General features: G+C 61.3%; 26 protein-coding genes. 10 read left to right on the top strand and 16 right to left on the bottom strand.

The features are described 5' to 3' along the window. Positions 1-501, bottom strand: a 501-nt coding sequence (locus ACXJKO_RS06855) for an aldehyde dehydrogenase family protein (protein ID WP_457090344.1), incomplete at its 3' end; no start/stop codon positions are given. Positions 502-688: 187 nt separating this feature from the next. Between ACXJKO_RS06855 and gabT the strand changes: the two genes are divergently transcribed. After that, the gene (gene gabT, locus ACXJKO_RS06850) at positions 689-1,972 is read left to right on the top strand and encodes a 4-aminobutyrate--2-oxoglutarate transaminase (RefSeq protein ID WP_457090343.1); all 1,284 of its coding nucleotides are present in this window, start codon (positions 689-691) and stop codon (positions 1,970-1,972) included. A gap of 75 nt (positions 1,973-2,047) precedes the next feature. On the opposite strand, the gene ACXJKO_RS06845 is transcribed toward gabT, so the two are convergent. The 6 genes from ACXJKO_RS06845 to ACXJKO_RS06820 all read right to left on the bottom strand — a co-directional run bounded on the left by ACXJKO_RS06845 (position 2,048) and on the right by ACXJKO_RS06820 (position 7,410). After that, a complete protein-coding gene (locus tag ACXJKO_RS06845) occupies positions 2,048-2,773 on the bottom strand; it encodes an ABC transporter ATP-binding protein (RefSeq protein ID WP_457090342.1) in 726 nt (241 codons plus the stop codon). Further along, entirely contained in the window at positions 2,770-3,528 is a 759-nt protein-coding gene (locus tag ACXJKO_RS06840; RefSeq protein WP_457090341.1) for an ABC transporter ATP-binding protein, read from the bottom strand. Before ACXJKO_RS06840 ends, ACXJKO_RS06845 begins: the two co-directional genes overlap by 4 nt. Then, the gene (locus ACXJKO_RS06835) at positions 3,525-4,412 is read right to left on the bottom strand and encodes a branched-chain amino acid ABC transporter permease (RefSeq protein ID WP_457090340.1); all 888 of its coding nucleotides are present in this window, start codon (positions 4,410-4,412) and stop codon (positions 3,525-3,527) included. The genes ACXJKO_RS06840 and ACXJKO_RS06835 overlap by 4 nt, the downstream gene beginning before the upstream one ends. Before the next feature lies 1 nt (position 4,413). After that, a complete protein-coding gene (locus tag ACXJKO_RS06830) occupies positions 4,414-5,277 on the bottom strand; it encodes a branched-chain amino acid ABC transporter permease (protein ID WP_457090339.1) in 864 nt (287 codons plus the stop codon). A gap of 55 nt (positions 5,278-5,332) precedes the next feature. After that, positions 5,333-6,553, bottom strand: a complete 1,221-nt coding sequence (locus tag ACXJKO_RS06825) for an ABC transporter substrate-binding protein (RefSeq protein WP_457090338.1) — start codon at positions 6,551-6,553, stop codon at positions 5,333-5,335. Between the two features lie 221 nt (positions 6,554-6,774). Then, positions 6,775-7,410, bottom strand: a complete 636-nt coding sequence (locus ACXJKO_RS06820) for an isochorismatase family protein (protein ID WP_457090337.1) — start codon at positions 7,408-7,410, stop codon at positions 6,775-6,777. Positions 7,411-7,559: 149 nt separating this feature from the next. On the opposite strand from ACXJKO_RS06820, the gene ACXJKO_RS06815 reads away from it, so the two are divergent. Beyond that, positions 7,560-8,204, top strand: coding sequence for a TetR/AcrR family transcriptional regulator (locus ACXJKO_RS06815; RefSeq protein ID WP_457090336.1), 645 nt, complete (start codon positions 7,560-7,562; stop codon positions 8,202-8,204). A gap of 49 nt (positions 8,205-8,253) precedes the next feature. On the opposite strand, the gene ACXJKO_RS06810 is transcribed toward ACXJKO_RS06815, so the two are convergent. From ACXJKO_RS06810 to ACXJKO_RS06795, 4 genes are all read right to left on the bottom strand, one after another. Continuing rightward, positions 8,254-8,988, bottom strand: coding sequence for a GntR family transcriptional regulator (locus ACXJKO_RS06810; protein WP_457090335.1), 735 nt, complete (start codon positions 8,986-8,988; stop codon positions 8,254-8,256). A gap of 73 nt (positions 8,989-9,061) precedes the next feature. Next, entirely contained in the window at positions 9,062-9,892 is an 831-nt protein-coding gene (locus ACXJKO_RS06805; protein ID WP_457090334.1) for an ABC transporter permease, read from the bottom strand. Between the two features lie 11 nt (positions 9,893-9,903). Further along, positions 9,904-10,725 (bottom strand): ABC transporter ATP-binding protein, encoded by an 822-nt coding sequence (locus ACXJKO_RS06800; protein WP_457090333.1) that lies wholly within the window; start codon positions 10,723-10,725, stop codon positions 9,904-9,906. Positions 10,726-10,780: 55 nt separating this feature from the next. Next, a complete protein-coding gene (locus ACXJKO_RS06795; RefSeq protein WP_457090332.1) occupies positions 10,781-11,872 on the bottom strand; it encodes an ABC transporter substrate-binding protein in 1,092 nt (363 codons plus the stop codon). A 269-nt stretch (positions 11,873-12,141) separates the two neighbouring features. Between ACXJKO_RS06795 and ACXJKO_RS06790 the strand changes: the two genes are divergently transcribed. The 6 genes from ACXJKO_RS06790 to ACXJKO_RS06765 all read left to right on the top strand — a co-directional run bounded on the left by ACXJKO_RS06790 (position 12,142) and on the right by ACXJKO_RS06765 (position 17,878). After that, complete coding sequence (locus ACXJKO_RS06790) at positions 12,142-13,275, top strand: pyridoxal phosphate-dependent aminotransferase (protein ID WP_457090331.1); 1,134 nt, start codon at positions 12,142-12,144, stop codon at positions 13,273-13,275. Positions 13,276-13,330: 55 nt separating this feature from the next. After that, positions 13,331-14,113: an SDR family oxidoreductase gene (locus ACXJKO_RS06785; protein ID WP_457090330.1), complete on the top strand. Its 783-nt coding sequence runs from the start codon at positions 13,331-13,333 to the stop codon at positions 14,111-14,113. A gap of 10 nt (positions 14,114-14,123) precedes the next feature. Next, positions 14,124-15,005: an alpha/beta fold hydrolase gene (locus ACXJKO_RS06780; protein WP_457090329.1), complete on the top strand. Its 882-nt coding sequence runs from the start codon at positions 14,124-14,126 to the stop codon at positions 15,003-15,005. A gap of 6 nt (positions 15,006-15,011) precedes the next feature. Then, a complete protein-coding gene (locus ACXJKO_RS06775) occupies positions 15,012-16,268 on the top strand; it encodes a M20 family metallo-hydrolase (RefSeq protein ID WP_457090328.1) in 1,257 nt (418 codons plus the stop codon). 82 nt (positions 16,269-16,350) lie between these two features. Next, a complete protein-coding gene (gene eda / locus ACXJKO_RS06770; protein ID WP_457090327.1) occupies positions 16,351-16,992 on the top strand; it encodes a bifunctional 4-hydroxy-2-oxoglutarate aldolase/2-dehydro-3-deoxy-phosphogluconate aldolase in 642 nt (213 codons plus the stop codon). A gap of 64 nt (positions 16,993-17,056) precedes the next feature. Continuing rightward, positions 17,057-17,878 (top strand): tellurite resistance TerB family protein, encoded by an 822-nt coding sequence (locus ACXJKO_RS06765; protein ID WP_457090326.1) that lies wholly within the window; start codon positions 17,057-17,059, stop codon positions 17,876-17,878. Between the two features lie 4 nt (positions 17,879-17,882). Here the strand turns inward: ACXJKO_RS06765 and ACXJKO_RS06760 are convergent, their stop codons facing one another. Continuing rightward, positions 17,883-18,479, bottom strand: coding sequence for a hypothetical protein (locus ACXJKO_RS06760; protein ID WP_457090325.1), 597 nt, complete (start codon positions 18,477-18,479; stop codon positions 17,883-17,885). Between the two features lie 237 nt (positions 18,480-18,716). On the opposite strand from ACXJKO_RS06760, the gene ACXJKO_RS06755 reads away from it, so the two are divergent. After that, positions 18,717-20,525 carry an IlvD/Edd family dehydratase gene (locus ACXJKO_RS06755; protein ID WP_457090324.1) on the top strand — a complete coding sequence of 603 codons (1,809 nt, stop codon included), beginning with the start codon at positions 18,717-18,719 and terminating at the stop codon, positions 20,523-20,525. 12 nt (positions 20,526-20,537) lie between these two features. Continuing rightward, positions 20,538-21,284 carry an SDR family oxidoreductase gene (locus tag ACXJKO_RS06750; RefSeq protein WP_457090323.1) on the top strand — a complete coding sequence of 249 codons (747 nt, stop codon included), beginning with the start codon at positions 20,538-20,540 and terminating at the stop codon, positions 21,282-21,284. Between the two features lie 2 nt (positions 21,285-21,286). Here ACXJKO_RS06750 and ACXJKO_RS06745 read toward each other — a convergent pair whose 3' ends face one another. The 4 genes from ACXJKO_RS06745 to ACXJKO_RS06730 form a co-directional block, all read right to left on the bottom strand. Continuing rightward, positions 21,287-22,246: a 2-hydroxyacid dehydrogenase gene (locus ACXJKO_RS06745; RefSeq protein WP_457090322.1), complete on the bottom strand. Its 960-nt coding sequence runs from the start codon at positions 22,244-22,246 to the stop codon at positions 21,287-21,289. Positions 22,247-22,272: 26 nt separating this feature from the next. Continuing rightward, a complete protein-coding gene (locus ACXJKO_RS06740; RefSeq protein WP_457090321.1) occupies positions 22,273-22,578 on the bottom strand; it encodes a TfoX/Sxy family DNA transformation protein in 306 nt (101 codons plus the stop codon). Then, a complete protein-coding gene (locus ACXJKO_RS06735) occupies positions 22,575-23,483 on the bottom strand; it encodes a DMT family transporter (RefSeq protein WP_457090320.1) in 909 nt (302 codons plus the stop codon). Before ACXJKO_RS06735 ends, ACXJKO_RS06740 begins: the two co-directional genes overlap by 4 nt. An 88-nt stretch (positions 23,484-23,571) precedes the next feature. Next, positions 23,572-24,099, bottom strand: a complete 528-nt coding sequence (locus tag ACXJKO_RS06730; RefSeq protein WP_457090319.1) for a MarR family winged helix-turn-helix transcriptional regulator — start codon at positions 24,097-24,099, stop codon at positions 23,572-23,574. Between the last annotated feature and the right edge of the window lie 44 nt (positions 24,100-24,143).

The following is a 24,143-nucleotide window of genomic DNA, read 5'->3' as shown; positions in this document are numbered from 1 at the left end:
GATCATGGCATTGGGAAAGTTCCAGGGCGTGATGGCTGCCGCAACGCCGACCGGCTCCTTGAATGTAATGATTCTGCGATCCGTCGTCGGCGCAGGAATGGTGTCTCCATAAGTCCGCCGAGCTTCTTCGGCGAACCATTTCACGAAGCCTGCGCCGTAAGCGATTTCTCCGCGTGCCTCCGCCAGGGGCTTGCCCTGTTCGGCGGTCATGATCCTGGCAAGATCGTCCTGGTTCTCCAGCATGAGGCGATGCCAGTTTTCGAGAAGGCGGGCACGCTCCGCGGATGGCAGCGCCCTCCATGCCGGCCATGCGGTCTGCGCAGCCTCGATCGCCTGACGGGTTTCCTCCGCACCTAATGCGGGAACGGTGACGATCTCCACGCCTGTCGCGGGATCAGTGACAGACAAAACTTCACCATTGTGGGCGGTGATCCACTCCCCGCCCACATAGGCGCGGTTCACGAGAAGGGATGGATCGCGCAATTGTTCTTGCAGGCTCATGCAAATCTCCAGGTATTTTAGAGCAAGTATTTCAGACGAAGACTGTCTCTTGAAATGCAGGAATTCGGTGCTGTTAGCCCGACCGGAAAAGCGCGAAATGCTGATCAATGCAGGCAATCGGCATTTCTTGCTGTGCCGCTGTGATGAGATCGACGTATCAGGTCCATAAAGTACCGACGGAGATATGATGATGACTCTTACCCGCGACGTTCTCGCCGAGCGGTCCAAGCATATTCCTCGCGGAGTGCTCACCGCGCATCCTCTCGTGATCGACCGGGCAGAAGGGGCTCAAATCTGGGACATCGAGGGCAGGCGCTATCTCGACTTCGTTGGAGGGATCGGCGTTCTCAATGTCGGCCACTCCCATCCACGTGTCGTGGAAGCCGTCCGCGCGCAGGTGAGCAAGATCAGCCACATGGCTTTTCAGGTCTCCGCCTATACTCCCTATATCGAGTTGGCCGCACGCTTGAATCAACTCGTCGGCAAGGGAGACGATTATAAGACCGTCTTCCTGACGACAGGCGCGGAGGCGGTCGAGAATGCCGTCAAGATTGCCCGCAGCTACACCAACCGTCCAGGCATCGTCGCCTTCCGCGGCGGGTTCCATGGCCGCACCCTGCTTGGCGTGACGCTGACCGGCATGAGCCAGCCCTACAGGCAGAATTTCGGCCCGTTTCCGTCCGAGATCTACCACGCGCTTTATCCCAATCCCTACCACGGCGTCACCACCGAGAAGGCCCTGGCGTCGCTTGAGGAGTTGTTCGCCACCCAGGTTCAGGCCGACCGGGTTGCAGCCATCATCATCGAGCCTGTGCAGGGCGATGGCGGCTTCGTGCCGGCACCTGACGACTTCCTCGTCGCGCTTCGGGAACTCACGACGAAGCATGGAATCCTGCTGATCGCGGATGAGATTCAAACCGGCTTCGGCCGAACGGGAAACATGTTCGGCTTTGAGCAGTCCGGCATCAAGCCCGATCTCGTGACCGTCGCGAAGAGTCTCGCCGGCGGCCTTCCTCTCTCCGGCGTTGTCGGTCGTGCGGAGATCATGGATGCTCCCACGCCTGGCGGTCTCGGGGGCACGTATGGAGGCAATGCCATTGCCTGTGCGGCCGCTCTCGCCGTGGTTCAAGCTTTCGAGGATGAGAGGCTGCTTGAGCGCAGCGTCTCGCTCGGTGCGAAGCTGAGAGATGGTCTCGAACGTCTTCAGCAGAAGCACCCATCCATCGGCGAGGTGCGCGGGCGCGGCAGCATGCTCGCGATCGAAATCGTGAAGGATCGCGAGAGCCGGACGCCCGATGCCGATCTTGCGCAAAAGATCATCGATCTGTCCCGTGACGAAGGCCTGCTTGTCATCAAGTGCGGCGTCCAGCGCAACGTCATTCGTTTCCTTGCGCCGCTCGTCACGAAGGACGAGCAGATGGACGAAGCGCTCACGATGTTCGCCAACGCTCTGAGGCGAGCCGAAGCCTGATAGAAATTCGTCAGGGCCGCGCTTCGGTTTAAAAGCCGGAGCGCGGCCCTGGCGAGGATTAGCTAAGCGTAGAACCTACTCGCTCTTGACCGAGACCTCGCGTCCCCGTCCAAGATAGAGCTCTGCCGCCTTAGGATCGTCGAGAAGACGCCGCGCGTCTCCCTCAAGAGCGACTTGGCCGCCATCGAGAATGCAGCCCCTGTCGGATATCTCGAGCGACTGACGAGCGCGCTGCTCGACAATCAGGACGCTGACCCCAAGAGAGGGCAGGCGCGCGATCAGTTTAAAGGCGTCGGCAACTTTCGCCGGAGACAAAGCTGCTGTCGGTTCATCCAGCACCATGACCTGTGGGGCCGGCATCAATGCGCGGGCAAAGGCGAGCTGCTGGCGCTCACCTCCCGACAATTGCCCGCTGCGCTCCTTGCTCCGCTCGCGAAGGAGGGGGAAAAGATCGAAGAGTTCCTTGATTCGCGCCGAGCGGTTCTTGACGCCTTCGACGACCTGCAGGTTTTCGAGAACCGTCAGAGACGAGAACACATTGGCGACTTGCGGGACATAGCCCAGCCCGAGGACGACACGTTCCTCAGCCGCGAGCCGCGTGATGTCTCGTCCCGAAAGAACGATGCTTCCTTCGACACGCGGCAGAAGGCCGACGATCGCCTTGGCGAGGGTCGACTTGCCCGCGCCGTTGGTGCCTGCAATCGTGACGATCTCGCCCTTGTTCAACGCGATCGATACGCCGTTCAGGATGTTATTCTCCGTGTAGCCGCCCTTCACATCGTTGATCTGAAGCAAGCTCATACGGCACCTCCAAGATAGGCTTCGCGAACCCGGGGCAAGTCGAGCACGGCATCGGGGTGACCGTCCGCAATGACGGTGCCCTGCACCATCACGGCCATGCGCTTCACCAAGCGTGTCAAAGCATGCAGATCATGCTCGATGACGATGAAACCGATCCCGCGCTCGTGCAGCTCGCGGATCCGATCCATGATCGTCTCGATCAGAACCGGGTTGACGCCTGCGAAAGGCTCGTCGAGGAGGATCATCTTCGGTTGAAGCATCAGCGTTCGCCCGAGCTCCAGAAGCTTCTTCTGGCCGCCGGACAGCTTGCCGGAGGGATGATCGGCAACATGGTCCAACTTCAGGAAGGTGAGAATTTCACGCACCTTCTCCGCGAGTTCCGCTTCCTCGGCACGCACCTTCTTTGGACGAAAGAACAGTCCGAACAATCCCTCGCCGGTCTGGTTGGGCGCTGCGGCCATGAGGTTCTCGCGCACGGACAGATGTGAGAATTCTCGCGGCACTTGGAACGTGCGTACCATCCCCGCATTCGCGCGGGTTTCGGGGCGCATGCTGGTGATATCGCGCCCCTCGAAGCGAACCTTGCCTTCATCGGGAGCGATGAAGCCGGATATGATGGAAAAGAGGGTCGATTTTCCAGCGCCGTTCGGGCCGATGATGCCGACCAGACCATCCGTCTCAACCGTCAGGGATACGCCGCTCAGGGCCTTGAAGCCGCCGAAGCTTCGGCCAATGTGATCAATTTCGAGACTCATCGCTTCGTAAAATCTCCCATGATCCCCTGCGGCCTGAACAGAGTGAAGAGAATGAGGGCGAGGCCGACGACACCGATGCGGACGGATCCCATTTCCGATTGCGCAATGCCGGGGATCAAGTCCGGCAGGAAGCGCGATCCTTCCAGAAATGTCATCAGGATCAATGCGCCGACGATTGCGCCTGATACGCGGCCGACACCGCCCATGATGATCGCCATCCACACATAGAACGTGACCAATGGAATGAACTGGTCCGGTGCGATGTAGGTCACATAATGGGCGTAGAATGCGCCCGCGAGACCGGCGAAGGCTGCTCCCACCACGAGGACCTGAACCTTGTAACGGGCCGGGTCCTTGCCGAGAGCCTTGACCGCTTCTTCATTGTCCCGAATGGCTTCGATGGTGCGCCCGAACGGAGAACGCGCGATGCGATGAATGATCCGCGCGGCAAAGATTGTTGCAGCCAGAACCGTGGCCATGACCGCGAGCTGCGTACCGATGCCAAGGCTCATGCCGGAATACAGGCGTGGAATGCCGGGAATTCCTTGAACGCCGTGCGTGAGCCATTGCTCGCTGATGATGACAATCCGCACGACTTCGGAAAAGCCGAGCGTGACGATGGCGAAATAGTCATCCCGTAGGCGTAAGGATACCAGGCCGATGGGCAAAGCTGCGAGCCCGGCTATCACCATCGCGCCGGCAAAGCCTATGGCGATGGGAGCGCCGGCGAGGGTGAGCAGCGCGCTGACATAGGCGCCGATGGCGAAGAACCCGACATGGCCGAAATTGATCAGTCCCGTTAGTCCGTATTGCAGCGTCAACCCGAGGCTCAACAGAGCGTAGATGAGGCCGATCGTTGCAATGGCGATGAAATAGGCTTCCATCTCAGCGCGCCCCCTCGATCTTGCCGAACAGGCCCTGCGGGCGCACCAGCAGCACAACCAGCATCACGACGAATGACAATGCAATCTTGTAGGTGAACCCGACAAAGGGAGTTGAAAGCTCCTGCGCAACACCGATCAGCAGACCGGCCAGGACTGCGCCGAGAGGTGAGCCGATGCCCCCGAAAATCGCCGCGGCAAAGACAGGAAGCAGCATATCCCATCCGATCTCGGGCGTGACGACGGTCTTGATGCCGAGCACCATTCCCRCAATCGCAGCTGTCGCACCGGCGAGGACCCACAACGCGATCATCACAGGTTCAGGACGAATGCCGGAAACACGTGCCAGATCGCGATTGTCGGCGACGGCGCGCATCTTTCTGCCAATCGACGTGAAGTGGAGCGTGCCGAAGATGATCGCCAGCATTGCGCCCGCGATGACGGCGAGCTGAAGATCCAGCGGGCTGATCCGCAAACCTCCGATGATGTAAGGACGTGACAGGGGAAGCTGAATAACGTGCTGGCTGTGGCCGAAGCTCAAGCCGAGCAGGGCGCGCAGAAGGAAGCCGACACCGATGGACACGATCATCAGGGCCACGACCGGGCGTCCGGTCAGTCGGCGGAAAATCAGGAGATGAACGGCGACTGCCCAAGCGGCCGTGACAACGACAGCCGCGAGACCTCCGACGATCAGCGATCCGCTGATGGAGTACCCGCCCAATGCGCCATAAGCGCCGAGAGTCATATAATCTCCGGTTGCCGCATTCGGAAAGCGGGCCACGCCGAAGACGAGCGTAATCGCGAGGGCGCCCAAGCCAATGACGAGGCCTTGGACGACTCCATTCAGAATCAATTGTGTATAGAGCACCAAACACTATCCCGGTGAGAGAAGGGGCCGCGGTGAGCGCGGCCCCGCCAATGGCTTACACTCGTACGACGTATTTGCGCGAAAGCTGGCCGTTCGTGAAGACATTCGCACCGAAGTCGGGAGAGGCATCTCCATACTGGTCGAAATCGAGGATGGATGAGGCACCGTCGAAATCGATCTGCCCGTTCTTGAGCGCAGCCTTTGCCTCGGCGTAGGTGAAGACCTTCTGCCCTTCCGGATTCGCGACCTCCCGGATCTTGGCATTGATGGCCGCCGTATCCGTCGATTGAGCAGCTTCAATTGCCAGAGCGAGCGTGTGAATCATGTCCCATGTCATCGCAGCATAGGAATTTGTCGATCCAGGCTGCCCGGTTGCCTTCTTGTAGGCCTCATCAAATGTTGCATAGGCGGTGCCGGTTTCATTGGGAATGCTGATAACTCCGAAGATGCCTTCGACCACATCCGGGCCGAGCGCCTTGGCGAGATCAGGATTGGCCGCGAAGCCGGGCATGATGAACTTCACGGGCTGGCCGCTCTGATACCATTCACGCAGAATGATCGTCGTATCTGCCAGGTACGAGCCCATGACGATCACGTCCGGATCCGCGGCAAGCACCTTTTGCAGTTCGGAGCGGTAGCTGGGCTGATTGGGCTCATAGACGACGCTGGCAAGTATCTTGTTGCCCTTGGCTTCCCACGCCTTGCGGAAGCCCTCGACGTTTCCGATCCCCGATGCGTTGTTGAACGCCATGGTGGCAGGGCGCTTGAAGCCTTCACGGGCGCAGACTTCGGCAAAGGCGCGGCCATAACGATCGTTCGTCGCCTCGAAGCGATAGGCGAGGCCCTTCGCGTTGGCTGGCGGAACCGAGAGGGCGGGCGCGCCAGAGGTGTGCATGAGAAGAATGTTCGCGTCATTCGTCAGCGGCGCAACGGCCAGGGATACGCTGGAAGCCCAGGTGCCGATGATCGCCTGAACACGGTTGGCGTCGATGAGCTTCTTGGCCGCCAATACGCCGGCCTGCGGCTGCGTCTGGTCATCCTCGGAGACGAGCTCAAGCTTTCGCCCTGCGGCGCCTCCCGCTGCGTTGACGACTTCAATCGCTGCCTGCATCGACTTCAGCATGCCCGGTCCGAAGGTCGATCCGGATCCTGTCAGCGGGACGATCGCTCCAATGCGAAATACGTTCTGCCCCTGCGCGCGCAGGATCGTCGGCGCCGCGAGCAGAGCACCTGCAGCACCAACGGTCCCTAGAAATTCGCGGCGTGTCTTCTTCATCTGTTTTCCCTCTGGTTCGTGTCAGATGTTCAGTTCGACTCGTTCTTGATTTTTGTTCACTCGCGTGACCGAAGCTAGACCTTAAGCCTGACCCGTTTCGCTCGACAATGCTCGAATAGGGCTCCTGATGATCAAGCATACGGCACGACGTTGTCCGGACGTGAGTGCATTGATATTTCGAAGCGAACCCACGCAAACCAGCGCGAGCTCGCTTCGATATGTTAGTGGCTATTCTGACGGTGYCAATCTTCAAGATAGGCAAGAACGGTCTGAAGATCCGACACATCGACGTAGCGCCGGCCCAGATCGCGAAGGTTGTCGCGGTGCGGCTGTTCCTCGATGTCGCCGACGCAATCTTCCGGCACGATCGTCCGATAGCGATAGCTGAAACTGTCGATCGAGGTTGCACGGATGCAGCCGCTGGTGTTGCACCCCGTGACGATCACGGTGTCGACGCGCTCCTTGGTGAAGTAGTCGCTGACGCCTGTGTTGAAGAAGATGGACGGCGCCTTCTTGCAGATCGTGAGGTCGTATTCGGGATCGTAGATGCGCGAGTCGAATGCGGAGCTCGGGTGATCGTGACGGAACGTCTCGCGCACCGCCGTGATCTTCCAATAGGGCATCTCACGTTCGTTCATGTAGGCAGTGTTGCAGTTTGCGACCGGAACATTGTAGCGCCGGGCAACCTCCAGAAGCTTTGCCGTGTTCTCGACCGCCCTCATGACGAGGGGGGCGCCACCCAGCGGATATTCCGGGTCGGTAAATGCAGTTTGGAAGTCGACAACGACGATGCCGGGCTTTTTTCCAAACCCCACCGGAATCTCGCCGTAGCTTCTATTCTTATAGTCGTCCGCCATGTTTCGCTCCTCTTGGCTGCCGCCTCTCTTGGCGTGGGCTGACGCAACGTAAATGGCGGAAAAAAACAAGCAAGCTTGTTTTTTATAGGCGACTTGATTAATTGTTGTGCAGTGCACCAGAGGGCTCGGTGCGTAACAGGAATACAGGAATGCTCCGATCGGTCCGCCAGCAGCAGGCGAGAAGTCTCGTTACCCGTGAGCGTCTCATAAGCGCGACCCTCGAGGTCATCCATGATGTCGGCTACCACGCTGCGACGACGCAGGAGATCGCCACGCGGGCCAAAGTCTCACGCGGGGCGCTGCTTCATCATTTTCCAACGCGAGCCGACATCATCTCCGCCGCCATGGAAACACTGCTGGATGACGGCACCACGGAGATCCGCAAAGTTGCGCAGGAAATGCGCAGTGGAGAGGTGACGCTCGATGCCTTCGTCGATTTCCTCTGGTCGCTTTTCTCCGACCGCTTCTTTTACCTGTCCCTTGAGATGATCACGGAAGCCCGCAACGACGATGAATTGCGGGAGCGAATGATCCCAGTCGTCAAWCGGTTTCATGAGGCGCTGGACGCAATCTGGGTGGAATTCTGCGATGCCGATAAGCGGCCCGCTCGCCAGGCGAGGATCATCCTCAATCTGACCGTCTGCCTGGTCAGAGGAATGGGCGTGCAAACGGTGCTTCGGCCTGAACCCGGCTATTACCGAGATCTTCTGGAGGCCTGGAAGGCTCTTCTGCCGAACCTCATCGAAGGCAGTGCCGGTGATGCCATGTTCGAAGGGAAGTGGTTCGAGACTTAAAAAAGCTGCGACCTGCGGAGCCGCTCTCGCTTCATCTTCGCTCCTCCGATCAGGCCGATTCCATCAGCTGGTCGCCCGACATTCTCAGGAAGTGCAGCAGGTCCGACAAGCCTTCGCCAAGCAACGTCACATGCCCACGCATGGCCTGGCCGGCGGCTGCGCTGTCGCCGCGAAAGATCGCATCCATGACAGCCGCGTGTTCGGGAATGGACCCGGCCATTCGGCCCGGCTGGAATGTGGTTGCCCTGCGGTAAGGTGAGGTCTTGAGGATGAGCCGATGGAGTTCTTCCTGCAGGACGCGGTTGTGGCTCGCAGCCGCAATCGCTCCGTGGAATTCAAGATTTGCTTCGTAGAAGGCGTCGGCGTTCCCCGCATTCGCGGCATGGTCGCAGGCCTCATGAGCGGCCTGAAGCCGAATGCGCTGATCGGGCGCGATGCGCCGGGCTGCTTGGGCTGCCGCGAGAGCCTCAAGCTCTGCTGCGACGCTGAACGCATCGAGAAGATCAGCCACGGTCAACTGAACAACCTGGAGGCCCTGGCGTCCCCTCGATTCAACGAGGCCTACGGCTGCAAGCCGCTGCAATGCCTCGCGGACCGGGGTTCGCGAGACGCCGTAATGCTCGGCGAGCTGGCGCTCATCCAGCCTGTCGCCGGGCTTGCGAGTGCCATGGATGATCTCCCCTTCGAAGCGTCGAATGACTTCGCTGGAAAGGGAGGAGCCTGCACCGGCCAGGATGTCGGCGCTTTTCTTTTGAGATGGCGCCGAGAGTTGAGACTTCTTCATCGAATATACTACCGAAGGTATTCGGCCCCATCAGCCAGAGGCGCGCCCCTGGAAGGGCGCGCTTGAGTTTCGGTTACCGATTGTCTGCCGCATAGAAGCGGTTCGCGATCGCCTCACCCAAGGCGACAAGGCCATACAATAACAATCCACAGATGCAAAGGACTACCATTGCGGCCATCGAGACCTCGGTGTCTGCGCGGGCGGTTGCAAAGATGATCAGGTATCCCAGGCCCGCCTGGGCCGTGATGAACTCGCCGATGATCACGCCGATGATGGCAAGGGTGATCGCAATCTTCATGCCGCTGAAGATGTAGGGGAGGGCGGACGGAAACCGGATATTGGTGAATACTTGCCATTCCGTCGCGGTCAGGGATCGGCACAGGCGCAGCATGTTCCTGTCCACGCTCATGAAGCCGGCCGTCGTTGCGATCACGACAGGGAAGAACGCGATGAAGATGGAGAACGCCACGCGGGACTGCGCTCCCACGCCGAGCCAGATGATGAAGAGCGGGGCGAGCGCGATCTTGGGGATCAGCTGGAAGAACACCAGATTGGGATAGAGCGCCTCGCGGGCCATTCGCGAATAGGTGATCAGGATGGCGAGCGCTACGCCGAGCACTGTCGCGAGAACAAATCCGGCGGCCGATTCCAGGGTCGTCGGAATCGCATGCGTGAGGAGGATGTCATACCGCGCGATGATGTAGCGCCCGATCGAGATCGGTGAGGGAAGAATGACGGATGGAATGTTGGCCACGACGACGGCGACCTGCCAGATGGCCAGAACGAGGAAGGCGAGGCCGAGAGGCAGGATGATCGAGCTCAGGCCGCCCATGCCGCGACCGCTCGTCGATTTCGGCGATGCGAGCGGCACGCCAGTCTCGGTTCCGATTGTTGTAGTTGCCATGATGCTTGCTCTCACTCGATGACACTGGCGTGGGGCGATGCGCTTGCAGCGTGCCTGCTGTGGCTGTCTCCATGCGCTTCCTCGATGGTGAGACGCAGCTTGCGGCAGACCTGGGCAAATTCCGGACTGTCTTCGATGTCGAAGCGCCGCGGTCTCGGGAACGGCATCGGCATGTCGAGCATGATACCGGACGGACGCCCGCCCATGACGACGACGCGGTCGGACAGGAAAGCCGCCTCGCGGATGGAATGGGTCACGAAGATCACGGTCTTGTTGTATTTTTCCAGGATCTCGGACAATGCGACATTCATCTGATCGCGGGTGATGGCGTCGAGCGCGCTGAACGGCTCGTCCATCAGAAGAATCTCGGGATCGTGGATGAGGGCGCGGCAGATGGCGACGCGCTGTCTCATGCCGCCGGAGAGCTCGCCGGGCTTCTTGTGCTCGAAGCCCGACAGCCCGACCATCTTGAGCAGTTCGTGAGCCCTGTCGCGATATTGAGCCATCGGAAGCTTCAGGATCTTGATGGGGAACAGGACGTTCTCGAGCGAGGTCTTCCACGGCAGCAGCGTGGCATCCTGAAAGATGATGCCGATATCGCGCCGGGGCGTCGCGACAGGTGCGCCGGCGAGCTCGATCTCGCCCGAGGTCGGATTTTCCAACCCGGCAATCATCATCAGTAAGGTGCTCTTGCCGCAGCCGCTAGGCCCCAGGAGCGAAACGAATTCACCGCGCTGAACATCGAGCGATGCCGAGGCCACGGCGTGGATGGGCCCCTGGCGGCCGAAGTAGGTCTTTTGAACGGAACGCACGGATACGAGGGGCTGGTCCATGCCAGCCCTCTCAGATTTCATCAACGTCAAAGCCATCTCATCCCTCAGGGCTGGATCAAGCAACATATTTGCGGAATGCCGCCGCATTCTTTTCTGCCGCCGCCAGCTCATCGGCCGACAGCTTCACCTTTCCGACGAACTTGTTCGTGAAGAGGCTCGCCACATCCGGGCGTGTCGTCTGATCGCCGGCCGCGTATTGCATGACGAGATCCGTCATCGTTCCGACCTTTTGCGGATCGGCATAACCGAAGCCATGCTCCTTCACTTCGGGAACGAGATTGGTCAGGTTCGTGAGGCCGAGCCCGATGCGGGAATATTCCTTGCCGGTGGAGCTGATCGCCACTTCGCTGTTGGCTTTCAGGAAAATCTCGACCGCCTCGTCGAAATTCGTCATCGTGAACTTGATCGCTTCCATCGCGCCTTCCACGAAGGCCGCGCATAGATTCGCATCCTTCTCGATCTTCTGCGGCTGCGTGGTCAGGGACTGGCCGTAGAACTCGATCCCGGCATCCCGGTACAACATGAAGCGCACATCCGTGCCGAGCGGTGCAAGCGAGGGAATCGTGCTCGTGGCGAAGGCTGCCGCCGCATCGACCTGCTTCTCGACCAGCGAGCGCTCGCGAACCTTGCTGTCCACCTGCACGAGCTGCACCTTCGACAGATCGAAGCCGGCCTTGCTGGCATACAAGGGAAGGAACGGATACTCGCCCGAGCTGACGCTGGCGCCGAGCTTCTTGCCTTCGAGATCCTTCGGAGTCTTGATCGGAGAACTCGAGAGAACGCCGATGCCCATGAGGGCGTCATAGTTCACCTGGCCGATGCAGGTGATGGGCAGCTTCTTCGCGGCCTGCACGATGACTGTCGGCGTTGCGGCCATGCCGAAATCGAAGGTGCCGGCGCTGACGGCCTGCGCGGCCGAGCCCGAACCGGAGCCGCGGGCGACGCTGACATCCAGACCGTGCTTCTTCCAGAAGCCGCGATCCCGCGCGACATAGGCGAACAGATTGGGGCCTTCCGGAATCCACGAGGTGGTGAACGTGACCTTGGTCAGCCCCTGCGAGATCGCCGGGGTTGCGAGGTGCACGCTGCCTGCCGCCAATCCGGCGGCTCCGATCCCTTTGAGAACATCACGACGTGAATACGGCATAGACCTGTTCCTCTCTCAGTGAGGCGTTACGAGAAGCCGGTCTCTGGCGCCGGCATACCGCCCCTAACGTCATCTTTGATCGAAATCAGATGATGGGCAAGAACAAATTATACAAAAATCCTCTTGATGGTATGCCAGATGTGGGATTAATTGAACGAACTATCCCAGCTTCTCGGTTATTTGGTGTGCAAGTGCGTAAATAATGTGCACGTAGCGCCTCATGCCCGGAAAGCACGCTGCCGCGACGCGCCAACTGGAGACGCTCTTCCATGAAGGTTTTTGAGGCCCGCAACGCTCATTTCGATCGGTTGGTGAACACGCCGGATCTGAAGTGGCTTGGGCAAAATACAAATCACTCCAAGCTGCATCCCGCCGTCATCGAGGCCATGGAGCGCTGCATCCGCGACGAGGAGTTCCACATCTATGCACCGCCCGCCGGGCTCGAGGAACTCCGCGCCGGCATCCTTGCCGATCTTGGACTTGAGGGGCTATCGGCGCTCGTCTCGGACGGCGCGGTGGCATCGCTCTATCATGCCTGCCATACCCTGCTCGGCCCCGGTGACGAATTCATCACGACGGACCCGACATGGAACTGGCCGATGGCTTTCGCGCGCTCGGTCGGCGCGACAGTGAAGCAGATCCCGATCTATGGCGATGAATACGGTTATCGTCTCGCACCCGAGCGTCTGGCCGCTGCGATTACGCCGAAGACGAAGGTGGTTTATCTCGTCGATCCCAACAATCCGCTGGGCACCGCCTGCACCGCTGCCGAGATTGACGCCATCGTCGAGATCGTCCGCAGCGCGGGTGCGTATCTTATCCACGACTGCACCTACCGGCATTTCGCCTATGACCACACGCTCGCCGCGACGCGCTATCCCGAGAAGACGCTGACTGTCTACAGCTTCTCTAAATGGCTCGGCCTTGCGGGCCTGCGGGTCGGCGCCATCGTCTCCAGCAGCGACGTCGTCGAGAAGCTCGCAAGCGCGCCGCCCAACAACTTAGGCTCCAGCATCTTCGCGCAACGCGCCGCAGCAGCGGGCCTGCGCGTCAAGCCTGAGTGGTTCCCAGCCGTTCTCGCCAACCAGCGCAACAATCAGAGGCTGATCAAGGAAGCCTCCGACAAGATCCCAGGATTGCGGATGCCGGTCTATCCCTCTAACGGCAACTTCATCGTACTCGAAACACAAGGCGCAGGCATCGCGCCGGAAGCGCTCGTCGCCGAATACCAGCAGCGCAACATCATGATCCGTCAGGGGGCCTACCACACGCCCACCTTCGGCGACCGCTTCGTGAAGGTCAGCACCAGCGTGCCGTCCGCATGGATCGAGGAGTTCGTCGATCTGCTTCCCGGCATGGTCGAGCGCGCTCGCGGGCGCAACGAAGACGTCAAACTTTTCTGACGCGCTGCGCCGGACACACGATCAATTGCAATAAGACATATCAGGAGACTCGAAGATGGATCTAGGATTGAACGGCAAGAAGGTTTTGATCACCGGCGCATCGCAGGGCATCGGTGAAGGCCTTGCCAGGGCTTTCGCGGAGGAGGGCTGCGACGTGCATCTCGTCGCACGCTCTGCGGATCGGCTGGAGACCATCAAGGCCGAAATTCTCGCCAAGCATCCTGTCAACGTGACCATCCAGCCTCTCGACATGACGCAGAAGGGCGCCATCGCGCAGGTGGTCGAGGCCGCCGGCGATATCGATATTCTCGTCAACAACGCGGGCGTCATTCCCAGCGGCAGCCTCTGGGACGTGGATGAGCAGAAATGGCGTGAGGGATGGGAGCTGAAGGTGTTCGGTTACATCAACCTCACCCGTGAAGTCTATGCGCGCATGAAGCAGCGCGGCGGCGGCATCATCATCAACAATATCGGCAATGGCGGCGAGGTCTTCGATCCAAAATATGTTGCCGGCACCACCGGCAATGCGAGCCTCATGGCGTTCACCCGCGCCATGGGCGGCCACAGCCTCGACGACAACATCCGCGTTGTCGGCGTGAATCCCGGCCCCGTCGATACGGACCGCATCTACAACATGCTCAAGAAACGCGCGAAGGACTGGCACGGCGATGAGAGCCGTTATACCGAGCTCCTCGACCGCTATCCACTGAAGCGGCCCGCGCACCTGCATGAGATCACCGATCTCATCGTGTTTCTGGCATCCTACCGCTCGGGCTACACCTCAGGCACGATCTTCACGGTCGATGGCGGCATCGCGTCGCGTCGTTCGATCATCTGAGGGGATAGACATGGCATTCGCCAAGACCAGCGACGGCGTCCAGCTCTTCTACGAGAGCGCCGGTTCCGGCACACCAATCATTTTCGTCCACGAATTCGGCGGAAACCACTGGAGCTGGGAGCCACAGCTCAACTACTTCTCGCGCCGCCATCAGGTCATCACCTATGCGGCGCGCGGCTATGCGCCGTCCGACATTCCTGACGATGTGGAGATGTATTCGCAGGCGCGCGCTGCGGACGACATCGTCGATGTTATGAGTGCGGCGGGAATCGAGAAGGCCCACATCGTGGGGCTCTCCATGGGCGGCTTCGCGTGCCTGCATGCGGCTCTGCGCCATCCCGACCGGATTCTCTCCGCCGTCGTCGCCGGCGCAGGCTATGGCGCGGAGAAAGAGCACGAGGAATATTTCCGCGGCATCTCGGAAACGGTTGCGAAAAATTTTCAGGAACTCGGCGCGGAGAAGTTTGCGCCGACATACGCGGAAGGCGCTTCGCGCGTGCAGTTCCAGAACAAGGACCCGCGCGGCTGGCAACTGTTCGCGGATCGCCTCGGCAAGCATTCGAACCTCGGCGCGGCCAATACGATGCGCGGCGTGCAGATGCGCAGGCCTTCGCTTTACGATCTCGAAGCGGAGCTGAAGGCTCTGCCGGTGCCGGTTCTCGTGATGGCGGGCGATGAGGACGATCACTGCATCCAGCCGGGCGTCTATTTGAAGAAGACGATTCCGCGCTGCGGTCTGTCGATCTTCCCCAAGGCCGGGCACACCCTAAATCTGGAAGAGCCGGAGATGTTCAACCGCATCGTCGCCGAATTCCTCGCCCAGGTCGAAGCCGGTCGTTGGGACGTGCGCGATCCGCGCGCCAATCCCGCCCAGATCATGCGAACCGAGTAAGCCTGCATGCAACAGCCGAGCAAGCGCCCTTCCGATTTCGTCGATGGATCCCGGCTATGGGATCGCCACATGGACCTCGCCCGCTTCGGCGCGCGGGAAGATGGCGGCGTCGACAGGCCCGCCCTGTCGCCCATCGAGGCTCAGGCGCGCGCCCGGCTTGTTGCGTGGGGTCGCGAGTTGGGGCTGCATCCATTCACCGATGCGGCCGCCAATCTCTTCCTGCGTCTCGATGGACGCGATCCGAGCCTGCCGCCGGTGCTCGCGGGCTCGCATATCGATTCCCAGCCCACGGGCGGAAAGTTCGATGGCGTGTTCGGAGTTCTGGCAGGGCTCGAAGCCGTGCAGGCCATTCTCGGCCGAGGCGAAAAGCCGCTGCGCTCCATCGAGGTCGTGGCCTGGACCAATGAGGAAGGATCGCGCTTCGCGCCGGGCATGACCGGGTCCGAAGCCTTCACGGGCGTCAAGAGCATCGACGTTCTGCATCAGGTGCAGGACGCCGATGGCATCACGGTGAAGGAGGCGGCAAAGGCCGTGCTCGCGACGGATGTGGATGTACCGCATCGTCCATTCGGATTTTCCGTCGCCGCTTTCCTGGAGCCGCATATCGAGCAGGGGCCGATCCTGGAAAAGCTCGGCATTCCCGTGGGCGTCGTCACCGGCATCCAGGGCACTCGCCGTTATCGTGTCAGGGTGCGCGGCGAGGCCGCTCATGCCGGCACGGCTTTGCGCGCCGAGCGCAAGGATGCCTTGATGGCAGCCGTGCGCATGATCGCCGCCATCGACAATGCGGCGCTCGAGCCCTCAGACACGATGCTGACGGTGGGTCTTTTCAACGTCACGCCCAATGCACCCTCCGTCGTTCCGTCAGAGGTTTTCTTTTCCATCGATCTGCGTCACCCGAACAACGCGGTCGTTGATCGCGTCGATCAGGATATCCGTCGCATCGTCGAGGCCGAGAAGGGGCCGTGCGAAGTCGAGCTGAAGCAGATCGCCCATGCGCCGTCGCTCGCCTTCTCCGAACATGTGCGGGCAAGCATTGCCCAGGCGGCGGAGCGGATCGGCATTCCCTGCACGGATATCTATTCGGCAGCTGGCCACGATGCCCGCCAGCTCCATTATTTCTGCCCCACCGGCATGATCTTTGTGCCGTGCCGGGAGGGGATCTCCCACAATCCCGCCGAGTGGGCCGAGCCCGAGCATCTCACGGCAGGCGCGCGCGTTCTTGCCGACGCCGTATGGGAACTGGCGAACGATCCCGGCTAGGGGTTAAGAACAAAGCCATGGATATCCGTCGGGGCTCCTCCTAAGATAGGGTCGCTTGAATGACCAGCGAGGAGACAGCACGATGACGGCAGCCCACACATCCGCCCTTCGGAATTATGTGAGCCGCTCGCCCGTTGTGCCGGTCGTCACTATCAGTGATGCCCGAGTCAGCATCGATCTCGCGCAGGCCCTGGTCGAATCCGGATYGTTCGTGATCGAGGTTACCTTGCGGACGCCCGCCGCGCTCGATGCGATCAACGCCATCGCCAAGGCCGTGCCCGATGCCATCGTGGCCGCCGGTACGATCCTTCACGCCAGCCAGATCGGCGAAGTGGCCGATGCGGGGGCCAAGTTCATCGTGACGCCGGGTACGCCTCCGAAATTGGCCGAAGCTTTGAGCGCCTCTCCCATCCCGGTAATGCCGGGCTGCGCGACCGTGTCGGAAGCCATGGCCCTTGCAAGCCTGGGCTTCCAGTTTCTGAAGTTCTTCCCCGCGGCCGCCTCCGGCGGCACAGCCTGGCTCAAGGGCGTTCACGGGCCTCTGCCGCAACTCTCCTTCTGCCCGACAGGCGGCATCGACGCCGCTAATGCCGGTTCCTACCTCGCATTGCCGAATGTGGCCTGCGTCGGCGGCACTTGGGTAACCCCCGCAGATGCCTTGAAGTCCGGCGACATGGGAGCCGTCAGGCGGCTCGCTTCTCAGGCGGCGGGCCTGCGCGCCTAAACCTGAACCATTCCCCGGCGCCTCCGTTGTGTACTTGCCAGCCCGCAGGTGACAGGAGGAATTTATGGTCGATTACCGGAAATTGTTGGATGCATTCGTCGGCGCCGTCAGCCGCTCGGACCAGCATCAGGATCGGCCTGAAACCGCCGGCACCCAGACAGCCAGCCGCCAGCCGGGCATGCGCGAGCAGCTGGAACAGAATGTTCGCCAACTGAGCGGCCAGTCGCCTGAGCAATTGCTGCAGAAAGCCAAGGATCTCGCGGCTCAGCATCCGGGCCTTACGCAGGCCGCGCTTGTCGGCTTGGCCGGACTTCTGTTCAAAGGGCGCAAGAAGGGCAAGCTCACGGGCAGCCTCGTGAAGCTGGGCGGCCTCGCGGTGATCGGCGGGCTCGCCTACCGGGCGTACCAAAGCCACCAGGGCAGCAAAGAAATCGGCGGCACGCAAGGCACCACTCCGGCATTGGCCGGCGGCTCGGCAACGAGCGAAGCTATCAGCCCGCCCGAGCAGTCGCGGTTCCACCCGGTTTCACAGACCGAGGACGATGCGCTGCTGTTTCTCAAAACAATGGTCGCAGCAGCCTCCTCGGATGGGCATATCGATGAGGCTGAGCGGGCCCGAATCGTCAAAGGGCTGATGGAGGCCGGGATCGACCCGGATTCGAGCCGCTGGCTCGACACGGAAATGGCCTCGCCTGCGGATGTCGAGGAACTCGCGGCGAACGTCAACGATCCCGAATTGGCGGCGCAGGTCTATGCAGCAGCCCGCATCGCCATCGACCCCGACACGATGCAGGAACGGGAATTTCTCCACCAGCTCGCCGAAGCGCTCGACCTCGATCCCTCGACCCGCCGTCAGATCGACGAGACGGCGGATTCTTTGGGCTGATTCGTCAGAACGGAGTCCGCCCGAGCGGCTTGATGCTCTGATACTTCACCAGAGTCTGCGCGCCGCCTTTCTCGTGATAGCGCTTGCCGATGAGGAAGCCGAGATCGGGTGAATAGAGATCCGTATGCTCCGAGGTCGTCCTGCCTTCCGCGTTCATATAGCGGTTGTGGACCGCGTAGACCTCGTAAGTGCAGGGCCCAAGCTCAAGCTCCTCCAGTCCGATGACCGTCAGCTCCAGGGAGATCAGGGCACCCACTTTGCTGGGCGTGGCGGGGGCGTAGGTCACTGCCCTGCGAGCTTTGAGGGCGAGCGGAAAAATGGTTCTCAGCTCTGAAACCGGAATCGAGATGCTCTGCGTTGTCTCATCGAAGCGGCTGATGGGAAGCAGTCCCTTGTAATAGACGACGTCCTGCTTCTTGCCGCCCGGATAGAGGTTCGTCACATGGACGAAATGGTCGGAGGCCTGGCGCACCTCGGCGCGTGTGCCTTGCCGCTCCAGAACGAAGCCCTGCTTGGCCGTTTTGGCATTGGGGCATGTTTCGGCCAAGGCCGATGCAGGGATGAATGAAGCGAGAGCGAAGAGCAATGTCTGTTTGAGCATGACCGGCCAGGGCGTTTCAGGTTACGGCACCATAGCCGGAAGCGTTTTTCGAAACAACATTACAATTCTATTTGTATGATTTATTCGAAAGTCGGCTTGCATGAGACAGCATTTCGCTTTCGAGTGCTGCCGAAGGGTGGCGGTACAGGAACGGTTCTTCAGCCGCGCCGGTTTTCCGGTTCCTGTTTCGCCCCAGATCAAGACCGATGGCCTTTAAGAATTTAAGAGGAGCATAGAATGGCTGGAAAGCCTCACCGCCGYACACCCGATCAGCTCCGCTCACGGCTCTGGTTCGACAATCCGGATAATCCGGGCATGACCGCGCTCTATCTGGAGCGCTACCTGAATTTCGGCCTGACGGGCAGGGAGCTGCAGGGCAAGAAGCCGATCATCGGCATCGCCCAGACCGGCTCGGATCTGTCCCCCTGCAACCGGCATCACATCGAGCTTGCCAAGCGCGTTCGCGACGGCATCACGGCCGCAGGCGGGGTGCCCTTCGAGTTCCCGTGCCATCCCATCCAGGAGACCGGCAAACGTCCCACTGCCTGCCTCGACCGCAACCTGGCCTATCTCTCCCTGGTCGAGGTTCTCTACGGCTATCCGCTCGACGGCGTGGTGCTGCTCACCGGTTGCGACAAGACCATGCCCGCCTGCATCATGGCAGCGGCTACCGTGAATATTCCGGCGATCTCGCTCAATGTCGGCCCCATGCTCAACGGCTGGCACCATGGCGAGCGCACGGGCTCCGGCACCATCGTGTGGAAGGCACGCGAGCGCCATGCCGCCGGCGATATCGATTATCAGCAATTCATCGACATCGTGGGATCGTCCGCACCCTCCGTCGGCCATTGCAACACCATGGGCACGGCCTCGACCATGAACGCGCTGGCCGAGGCGCTCGGCATGTCGCTGCCGGGCTCGGCCGCCGTCCCCGCGCCTTACCGCGAGCGCGGACAGATGGCTTTTGAAACGGGCCTGCGCATCGTCGACATGGTGTGGGAGGATCTGAAGCCTTCCGACATCATGACCCGCGAGGCGTTCGAGAACGCGATCGTCGCCAACGCGGCCATCGGCGGCTCCACCAATGCACCGGTTCACATCAATGCTATCGCCAAGCATATCGGCGTGCCGCTCGATTGCGACGATTGGGAGCGGATCGGCTTCGAGATACCGCTCTTGGTCAATGTGCAGCCGGCGGGCGAATATCTCGGCGAGGAATACTACCGCGCGGGCGGCCTGCCTGCGGTGATGGCCGAGCTGATCGGCGCGGGCAAGATTCACGAGAATGCCCTCACGTGCACCGGCACCACCATCGGCGAGAACTGCACGGGCAAGTTCACCTGGGATCACGATGTGATCCGCTCCTACGACAATCCGTTGAAGGAGAAGGCGGGCTTCCTGAATCTCAAGGGCACGCTGTTCGATTCCGCGATCATGAAGACGAGCGTGATCAGCCCGGAATTCCAGGAACGCTATCTCAACAATCCCGACGATCCGAATGCGTTCGAGGGTCGCGTCGTCGTGTTCGATGGGCCTGAGGATTATCACCACCGCATCGACGATCCTTCTCTCGATATCGACGAGCACACGATCCTCATCATGCGCGGCGCTGGTCCCATCGGTTATCCGGGCGCGGCGGAGGTGGTGAACATGCAGCCGCCCGGCGCGCTCATCCGGCGCGGTGTGCTGTCGCTCCCCTGTATCGGTGACGGGCGCCAGTCCGGTACGTCCGGCACGCCGTCGATCCTCAACGCGTCTCCGGAAGCTGCGATAGGCGGCGGGCTCGCGCTGCTGCAATCGGGTGACCGCGTGCGCATCGATCTCAACAAGCGCAGCGCCGATATTCTGCTCTCCGCGGAAGAGTTGCAGCGGCGGCGCGCGGATCTGGAGGCGCGCGGCGGCTTTGCCTATCCGGCAAGCCAGACCCCGTGGCAGGAGATCCAGCGTTCGATGGTCGATCAGCTCTCTGAGGGCATGACGCTCAAGCCCGCTGTGAAGTATCAGAAGGTCGCCCAGACCTTCGGCGTGCCGCGCGACAACCACTAGCTCGGTGCTGCCATGACGGATCGGCTCAAAGGCAAGACGGCACTCGTGACGGCTGCGGGGCAGGGGATCGGGCGCGCCATCGCACAGGCTTTCCTGCGCGAAGGCGCGACGGTCTGGGCAACCGATCTCGACGTTGCGAAGCTGCAAGGACTTGAGGGAGCGCAGTGCCGCAGGCTCGACGTTCTCTCAAGCACCGACATCGCGGCGCTGGTCACTGACGCCGGTCCCTTTGATGTGCTCGTCAACGCGGCGGGTTATGTCCATCACGGCAGCATTCTCGATTGCTCCGATGCGGATTGGGATTTCTCGTTCGACCTGAACGTGAAATCCATGCACCGCATGATCAAGGCGGTGTTGCCCGGCATGCTCGACAAGGGCAGCGGCTCCATCGTCAATATCGCATCCGGCGCTTCGTCTGTTCGCGGCATTCCGAACCGCTATGCCTACGGCGCGACGAAGGCAGCGGTAATCGGCCTGACGAAATCCGTCGCCGCCGATTTCATCAGACGCGGCATTCGCGCCAACGCCATCTGCCCCGGCACGGTGCAATCGCCCTCGCTCGACGAGCGCATCGATTCGCAGGCGAAAAGTTCAGGACAAAGCGTCGAGGCTGTGCGCCAAGCCTTCATCGATCGCCAGCCGATGGGACGGCTCGGCACGCCTGAGGAAGTGGCGGCTCTTGCCGTCTATCTTGCATCGGATGAAGCGAGCTACACGACCGGCCATATTCATCTGGTCGATGGCGGGTTCGCGCTTTAGGCCTACGGATACGGCGTTTCAGCCACTGGCGTGAGCGGACCTTTTCCGTCGAACCACGATACCAGATTGTCGGCGACGAGCTGGCCCATGGCGTTGCGGGTGTGAACGGAGGCGGAGGCGATGTGGGGCAGGAGCACCACGTGCTCCATGTCGATCAGCTCCTGGCGAACGCGGGGCTCGTCCGGATAGACATCGAGGCCTGCGGCGAGAATCGTTCCGGATTGCAGGGCGTCGATCAGCGCCTCTTCATCCACGACGCTGCCGCGCGCCACGTTGATGAGTACGCCGTTCGGGCCAAGTGCCTTGAGGATTTCGGCATTGATGAGATTTTGCGTAGCAGCACCGCCCGGCGTGATGGCGATGAGAACGTCGCAATCTTCCGCCATGCCCAGCAGCGTCGGGTGATAGGCGTAAGCGACATCGGCCTGCCGGTTGCGGCCATGATAGGCGATGGTTATGCCGAAGCCTTCGAGCCGCCTGGCGATGGCCTTGCCGATGCGCCCCAGGCCGATAATGCCGACCTTGCGACCGCGCAGTGTCGGCGACAGCGGGAATGACGCCTTCAGCCATTGGCCTTCGCGCAAGTATCGGTCTGCCTGGGGAATTTTGCGTAAGGTTGCGAGCAGGAGTCCGAGGGTAAGGTCGGCGACCTCGTCGTTGAGCACATCCGGGGTATTGGTGACGATGATCTTGCGGATCGCTGCCTCTGCCACGTCCACATTGTCGTAGCCGACGCCGAAGCTCGAAACGATCTCGAGGTTCGGCAGGCTTTCGAACAAGGTGCGGTCCATGCGCGCGTAGAGCGTGCTGGTGGCAACGCCGCGAATTCGTGGGCCGATGTCGCGCAAATAGGTCTCAGGGTCGCCATGCTCCCACAGGCGGTGCAGGGTGAAGGCCTTGTCCAGCGCCTCGATGACGATGGGCATCATGGGCGCGGTCATCAGAATATCGGCTTTGCTCATGGCTTTCTCCCCAAGTGTTTTCGCTGTTAGCCGATGACGCAGCGGGCGGCTGCTCCGCGTCGCATGGCTTCGTCGATCATCCCGGCTTCCCGCTGGAGCGCTGCCTTCACATCCTGGGGCAGGTCGAGCCAATGGCAACCACGCAGGCCTGCCTCGAGAGCATAAAGTGCGTTGAGGCTCACCTGACGCGGCATCATGAACTTGATGCGTCGATAGGCCTCCACCGGGCCGATGGACCGGAGTTCGCCGACCGTGCGGATTCCAGCTTCTGCAAGCCGCTCCTGGGTTGCGGAACCGATGCCGGGAAGAGTGCTGATGGGGGCGTCGCTCATGCTGCTTTCTTGATGCGTTCGCGGGAGAGCAAGTAAAGCCCCGATGCGATGACGATGCCAGCCCCGACAAAGGTCCATGGGTCCGGCCAGTCGCCGAAGATGATGTAGCCCAGGGCCAGCATCCACACGATCTGGGTATAGATGAAGGGCGCGAGGACCGCCGCAGGCGCCCGGGCATGGGCCATCACCAGGAGCCAGTGCCCGAAGGAGGCTATCGCGCCGACCGAGATCAGGCCGATCCAGGTGGAGAGGCTGGGAGGCGTCGTCCAGAAGAAGGGCATGACGGGGGTCATGAGAACGACCCCGGCAACGCTCGAATAGATCGTCGTGGTCGCTGTGGAGTCGGTGGAAGCGAGCATGCGCGTGACGATGACGTAGAGCGCATAGCAGACCGCGCTGGCGATGCAGAGCAGAACGGCCGGATGCATCGTGCCCATGCCGGGCCGCGTGATGACGAGAATTCCGATAAAACCGACGCCGATGGCGATCAGGCGGCGCATGCCGACCCATTCCCCGAGAAAGGGCCCGGCCAGAAGGGCCACGATGAGCGGTGTGGAAAAGGTGATCGAGGTCGTCTCGACGAGCTGTAGATACTTGAGGGCAATGAAGTTGCAGATGGTCGTGCTGAACAGAAGGCAGGAGCGCAAGAGTTGCAGTGGGAGCCTCCGGGACCGCAGGACGCCGGGCTTGGTGCGCGGGTTGATGACGAGCGCCGTCAGGAGGGCGCCCGACAGGTAGCGCGCCCAGACAGTGACGAGGGGGTCCATGGATTGGTTGACCCATTTCGCCAGGGCGTCCGTACCCGAGAAACAGATAAGGGTCGCGCACATGAGCGCGATGCCTGTCCAGCGGCGGCGGTAATGTTGGGATTCGTCGGAAAACGAGGAGAGTGCGGTGTCGGCCATTGCGGCGATGCTAGCCGCTTAGCCTTTGCCGCACGAGTGCCAATGCCGCACGACCCTCCTGCGCCAAAGGCAGAGGTCGCGCGGGCAGTCAGGCCGTTACAGCCATGACGGGCTCTTCGCTTCCGAGATCTTCCAGGTCGTCATCGGATTCGAAACCGCTCTGGTCGGCGCCGGTGAGACCGGCGAGGTTCTTGGCGGCCTTGCGCAGGAGCTTGCGAAGGCGCTTGCGATCCTTGTTGTCGAAGCCCGCGAGAAGTTCCCCCTCGACCTCGGCCCAGATTGCGTCGATGGAGGCGGCCTTGCGCTTGCCTTCCTTGGTGAGCTTCACGCGCACGACACGCGCATCGCCGGGCTCCGTATGGCGCTCGACGAGCTTCAGGGAGGAGAGACGGGACACCGTCTTCGAGGCCGTGGGCGGACGCACGCGCAGGATGGCGGCGAGATCGCCCATGGTCATGGGGCCGGAGCTTGCGAGAGCCTGGAGAACTTGCTCCTGGCCGGCGAAAAGACCCAGCTCCGAGAGCTTGTCGCCCGTGCGGCTGCGATGGAGGCGTGAGGTTTGGACCAGGGCCCAGCCGACGCTTTTGACGCCCGGATGCACGACGTCCTTGTCCATGTCTTCCCCCATTGTGAGCGACTGTGCAGCACCATGAGCAGGAA

The organism is Microvirga sp. P5_D2, assembly GCF_054049475.1.
This window is presented reverse-complemented; position numbering and strand designations above follow the sequence as displayed.

What these genes read in the sequence shown, in the direction of transcription:
- ACXJKO_RS06750 (WP_457090323.1), top strand. Translation starts at nt 20,538, where the DNA reads ATGACGGATCGGCTCAAAGGCAAGACGGCACTCGTGACGGCTGCGGGG.
- ACXJKO_RS06805 (WP_457090334.1), bottom strand. Translation starts at nt 9,892, where the DNA reads ATGGCAACTACAACAATCGGAACCGAGACTGGCGTGCCGCTCGCATCG.
- ACXJKO_RS06760 (WP_457090325.1), bottom strand. Translation starts at nt 18,479, where the DNA reads ATGCTCAAACAGACATTGCTCTTCGCTCTCGCTTCATTCATCCCTGCA.
- gabT (WP_457090343.1), top strand. Translation starts at nt 689, where the DNA reads ATGATGACTCTTACCCGCGACGTTCTCGCCGAGCGGTCCAAGCATATT.
- ACXJKO_RS06785 (WP_457090330.1), top strand. Translation starts at nt 13,331, where the DNA reads ATGGATCTAGGATTGAACGGCAAGAAGGTTTTGATCACCGGCGCATCG.
- ACXJKO_RS06765 (WP_457090326.1), top strand. Translation starts at nt 17,057, where the DNA reads ATGGTCGATTACCGGAAATTGTTGGATGCATTCGTCGGCGCCGTCAGC.
- ACXJKO_RS06780 (WP_457090329.1), top strand. Translation starts at nt 14,124, where the DNA reads ATGGCATTCGCCAAGACCAGCGACGGCGTCCAGCTCTTCTACGAGAGC.
- ACXJKO_RS06810 (WP_457090335.1), bottom strand. Translation starts at nt 8,988, where the DNA reads ATGAAGAAGTCTCAACTCTCGGCGCCATCTCAAAAGAAAAGCGCCGAC.
- ACXJKO_RS06745 (WP_457090322.1), bottom strand. Translation starts at nt 22,246, where the DNA reads ATGAGCAAAGCCGATATTCTGATGACCGCGCCCATGATGCCCATCGTC.
- ACXJKO_RS06800 (WP_457090333.1), bottom strand. Translation starts at nt 10,725, where the DNA reads ATGGACCAGCCCCTCGTATCCGTGCGTTCCGTTCAAAAGACCTACTTC.
- ACXJKO_RS06730 (WP_457090319.1), bottom strand. Translation starts at nt 24,099, where the DNA reads ATGGACAAGGACGTCGTGCATCCGGGCGTCAAAAGCGTCGGCTGGGCC.
- ACXJKO_RS06735 (WP_457090320.1), bottom strand. Translation starts at nt 23,483, where the DNA reads ATGGCCGACACCGCACTCTCCTCGTTTTCCGACGAATCCCAACATTAC.
- ACXJKO_RS06740 (WP_457090321.1), bottom strand. Translation starts at nt 22,578, where the DNA reads ATGAGCGACGCCCCCATCAGCACTCTTCCCGGCATCGGTTCCGCAACC.
- ACXJKO_RS06845 (WP_457090342.1), bottom strand. Translation starts at nt 2,773, where the DNA reads ATGAGCTTGCTTCAGATCAACGATGTGAAGGGCGGCTACACGGAGAAT.
- ACXJKO_RS06790 (WP_457090331.1), top strand. Translation starts at nt 12,142, where the DNA reads ATGAAGGTTTTTGAGGCCCGCAACGCTCATTTCGATCGGTTGGTGAAC.
- ACXJKO_RS06795 (WP_457090332.1), bottom strand. Translation starts at nt 11,872, where the DNA reads ATGCCGTATTCACGTCGTGATGTTCTCAAAGGGATCGGAGCCGCCGGA.
- ACXJKO_RS06840 (WP_457090341.1), bottom strand. Translation starts at nt 3,528, where the DNA reads ATGAGTCTCGAAATTGATCACATTGGCCGAAGCTTCGGCGGCTTCAAG.
- ACXJKO_RS06775 (WP_457090328.1), top strand. Translation starts at nt 15,012, where the DNA reads ATGCAACAGCCGAGCAAGCGCCCTTCCGATTTCGTCGATGGATCCCGG.
- ACXJKO_RS06825 (WP_457090338.1), bottom strand. Translation starts at nt 6,553, where the DNA reads ATGAAGAAGACACGCCGCGAATTTCTAGGGACCGTTGGTGCTGCAGGT.
- ACXJKO_RS06835 (WP_457090340.1), bottom strand. Translation starts at nt 4,412, where the DNA reads ATGGAAGCCTATTTCATCGCCATTGCAACGATCGGCCTCATCTACGCT.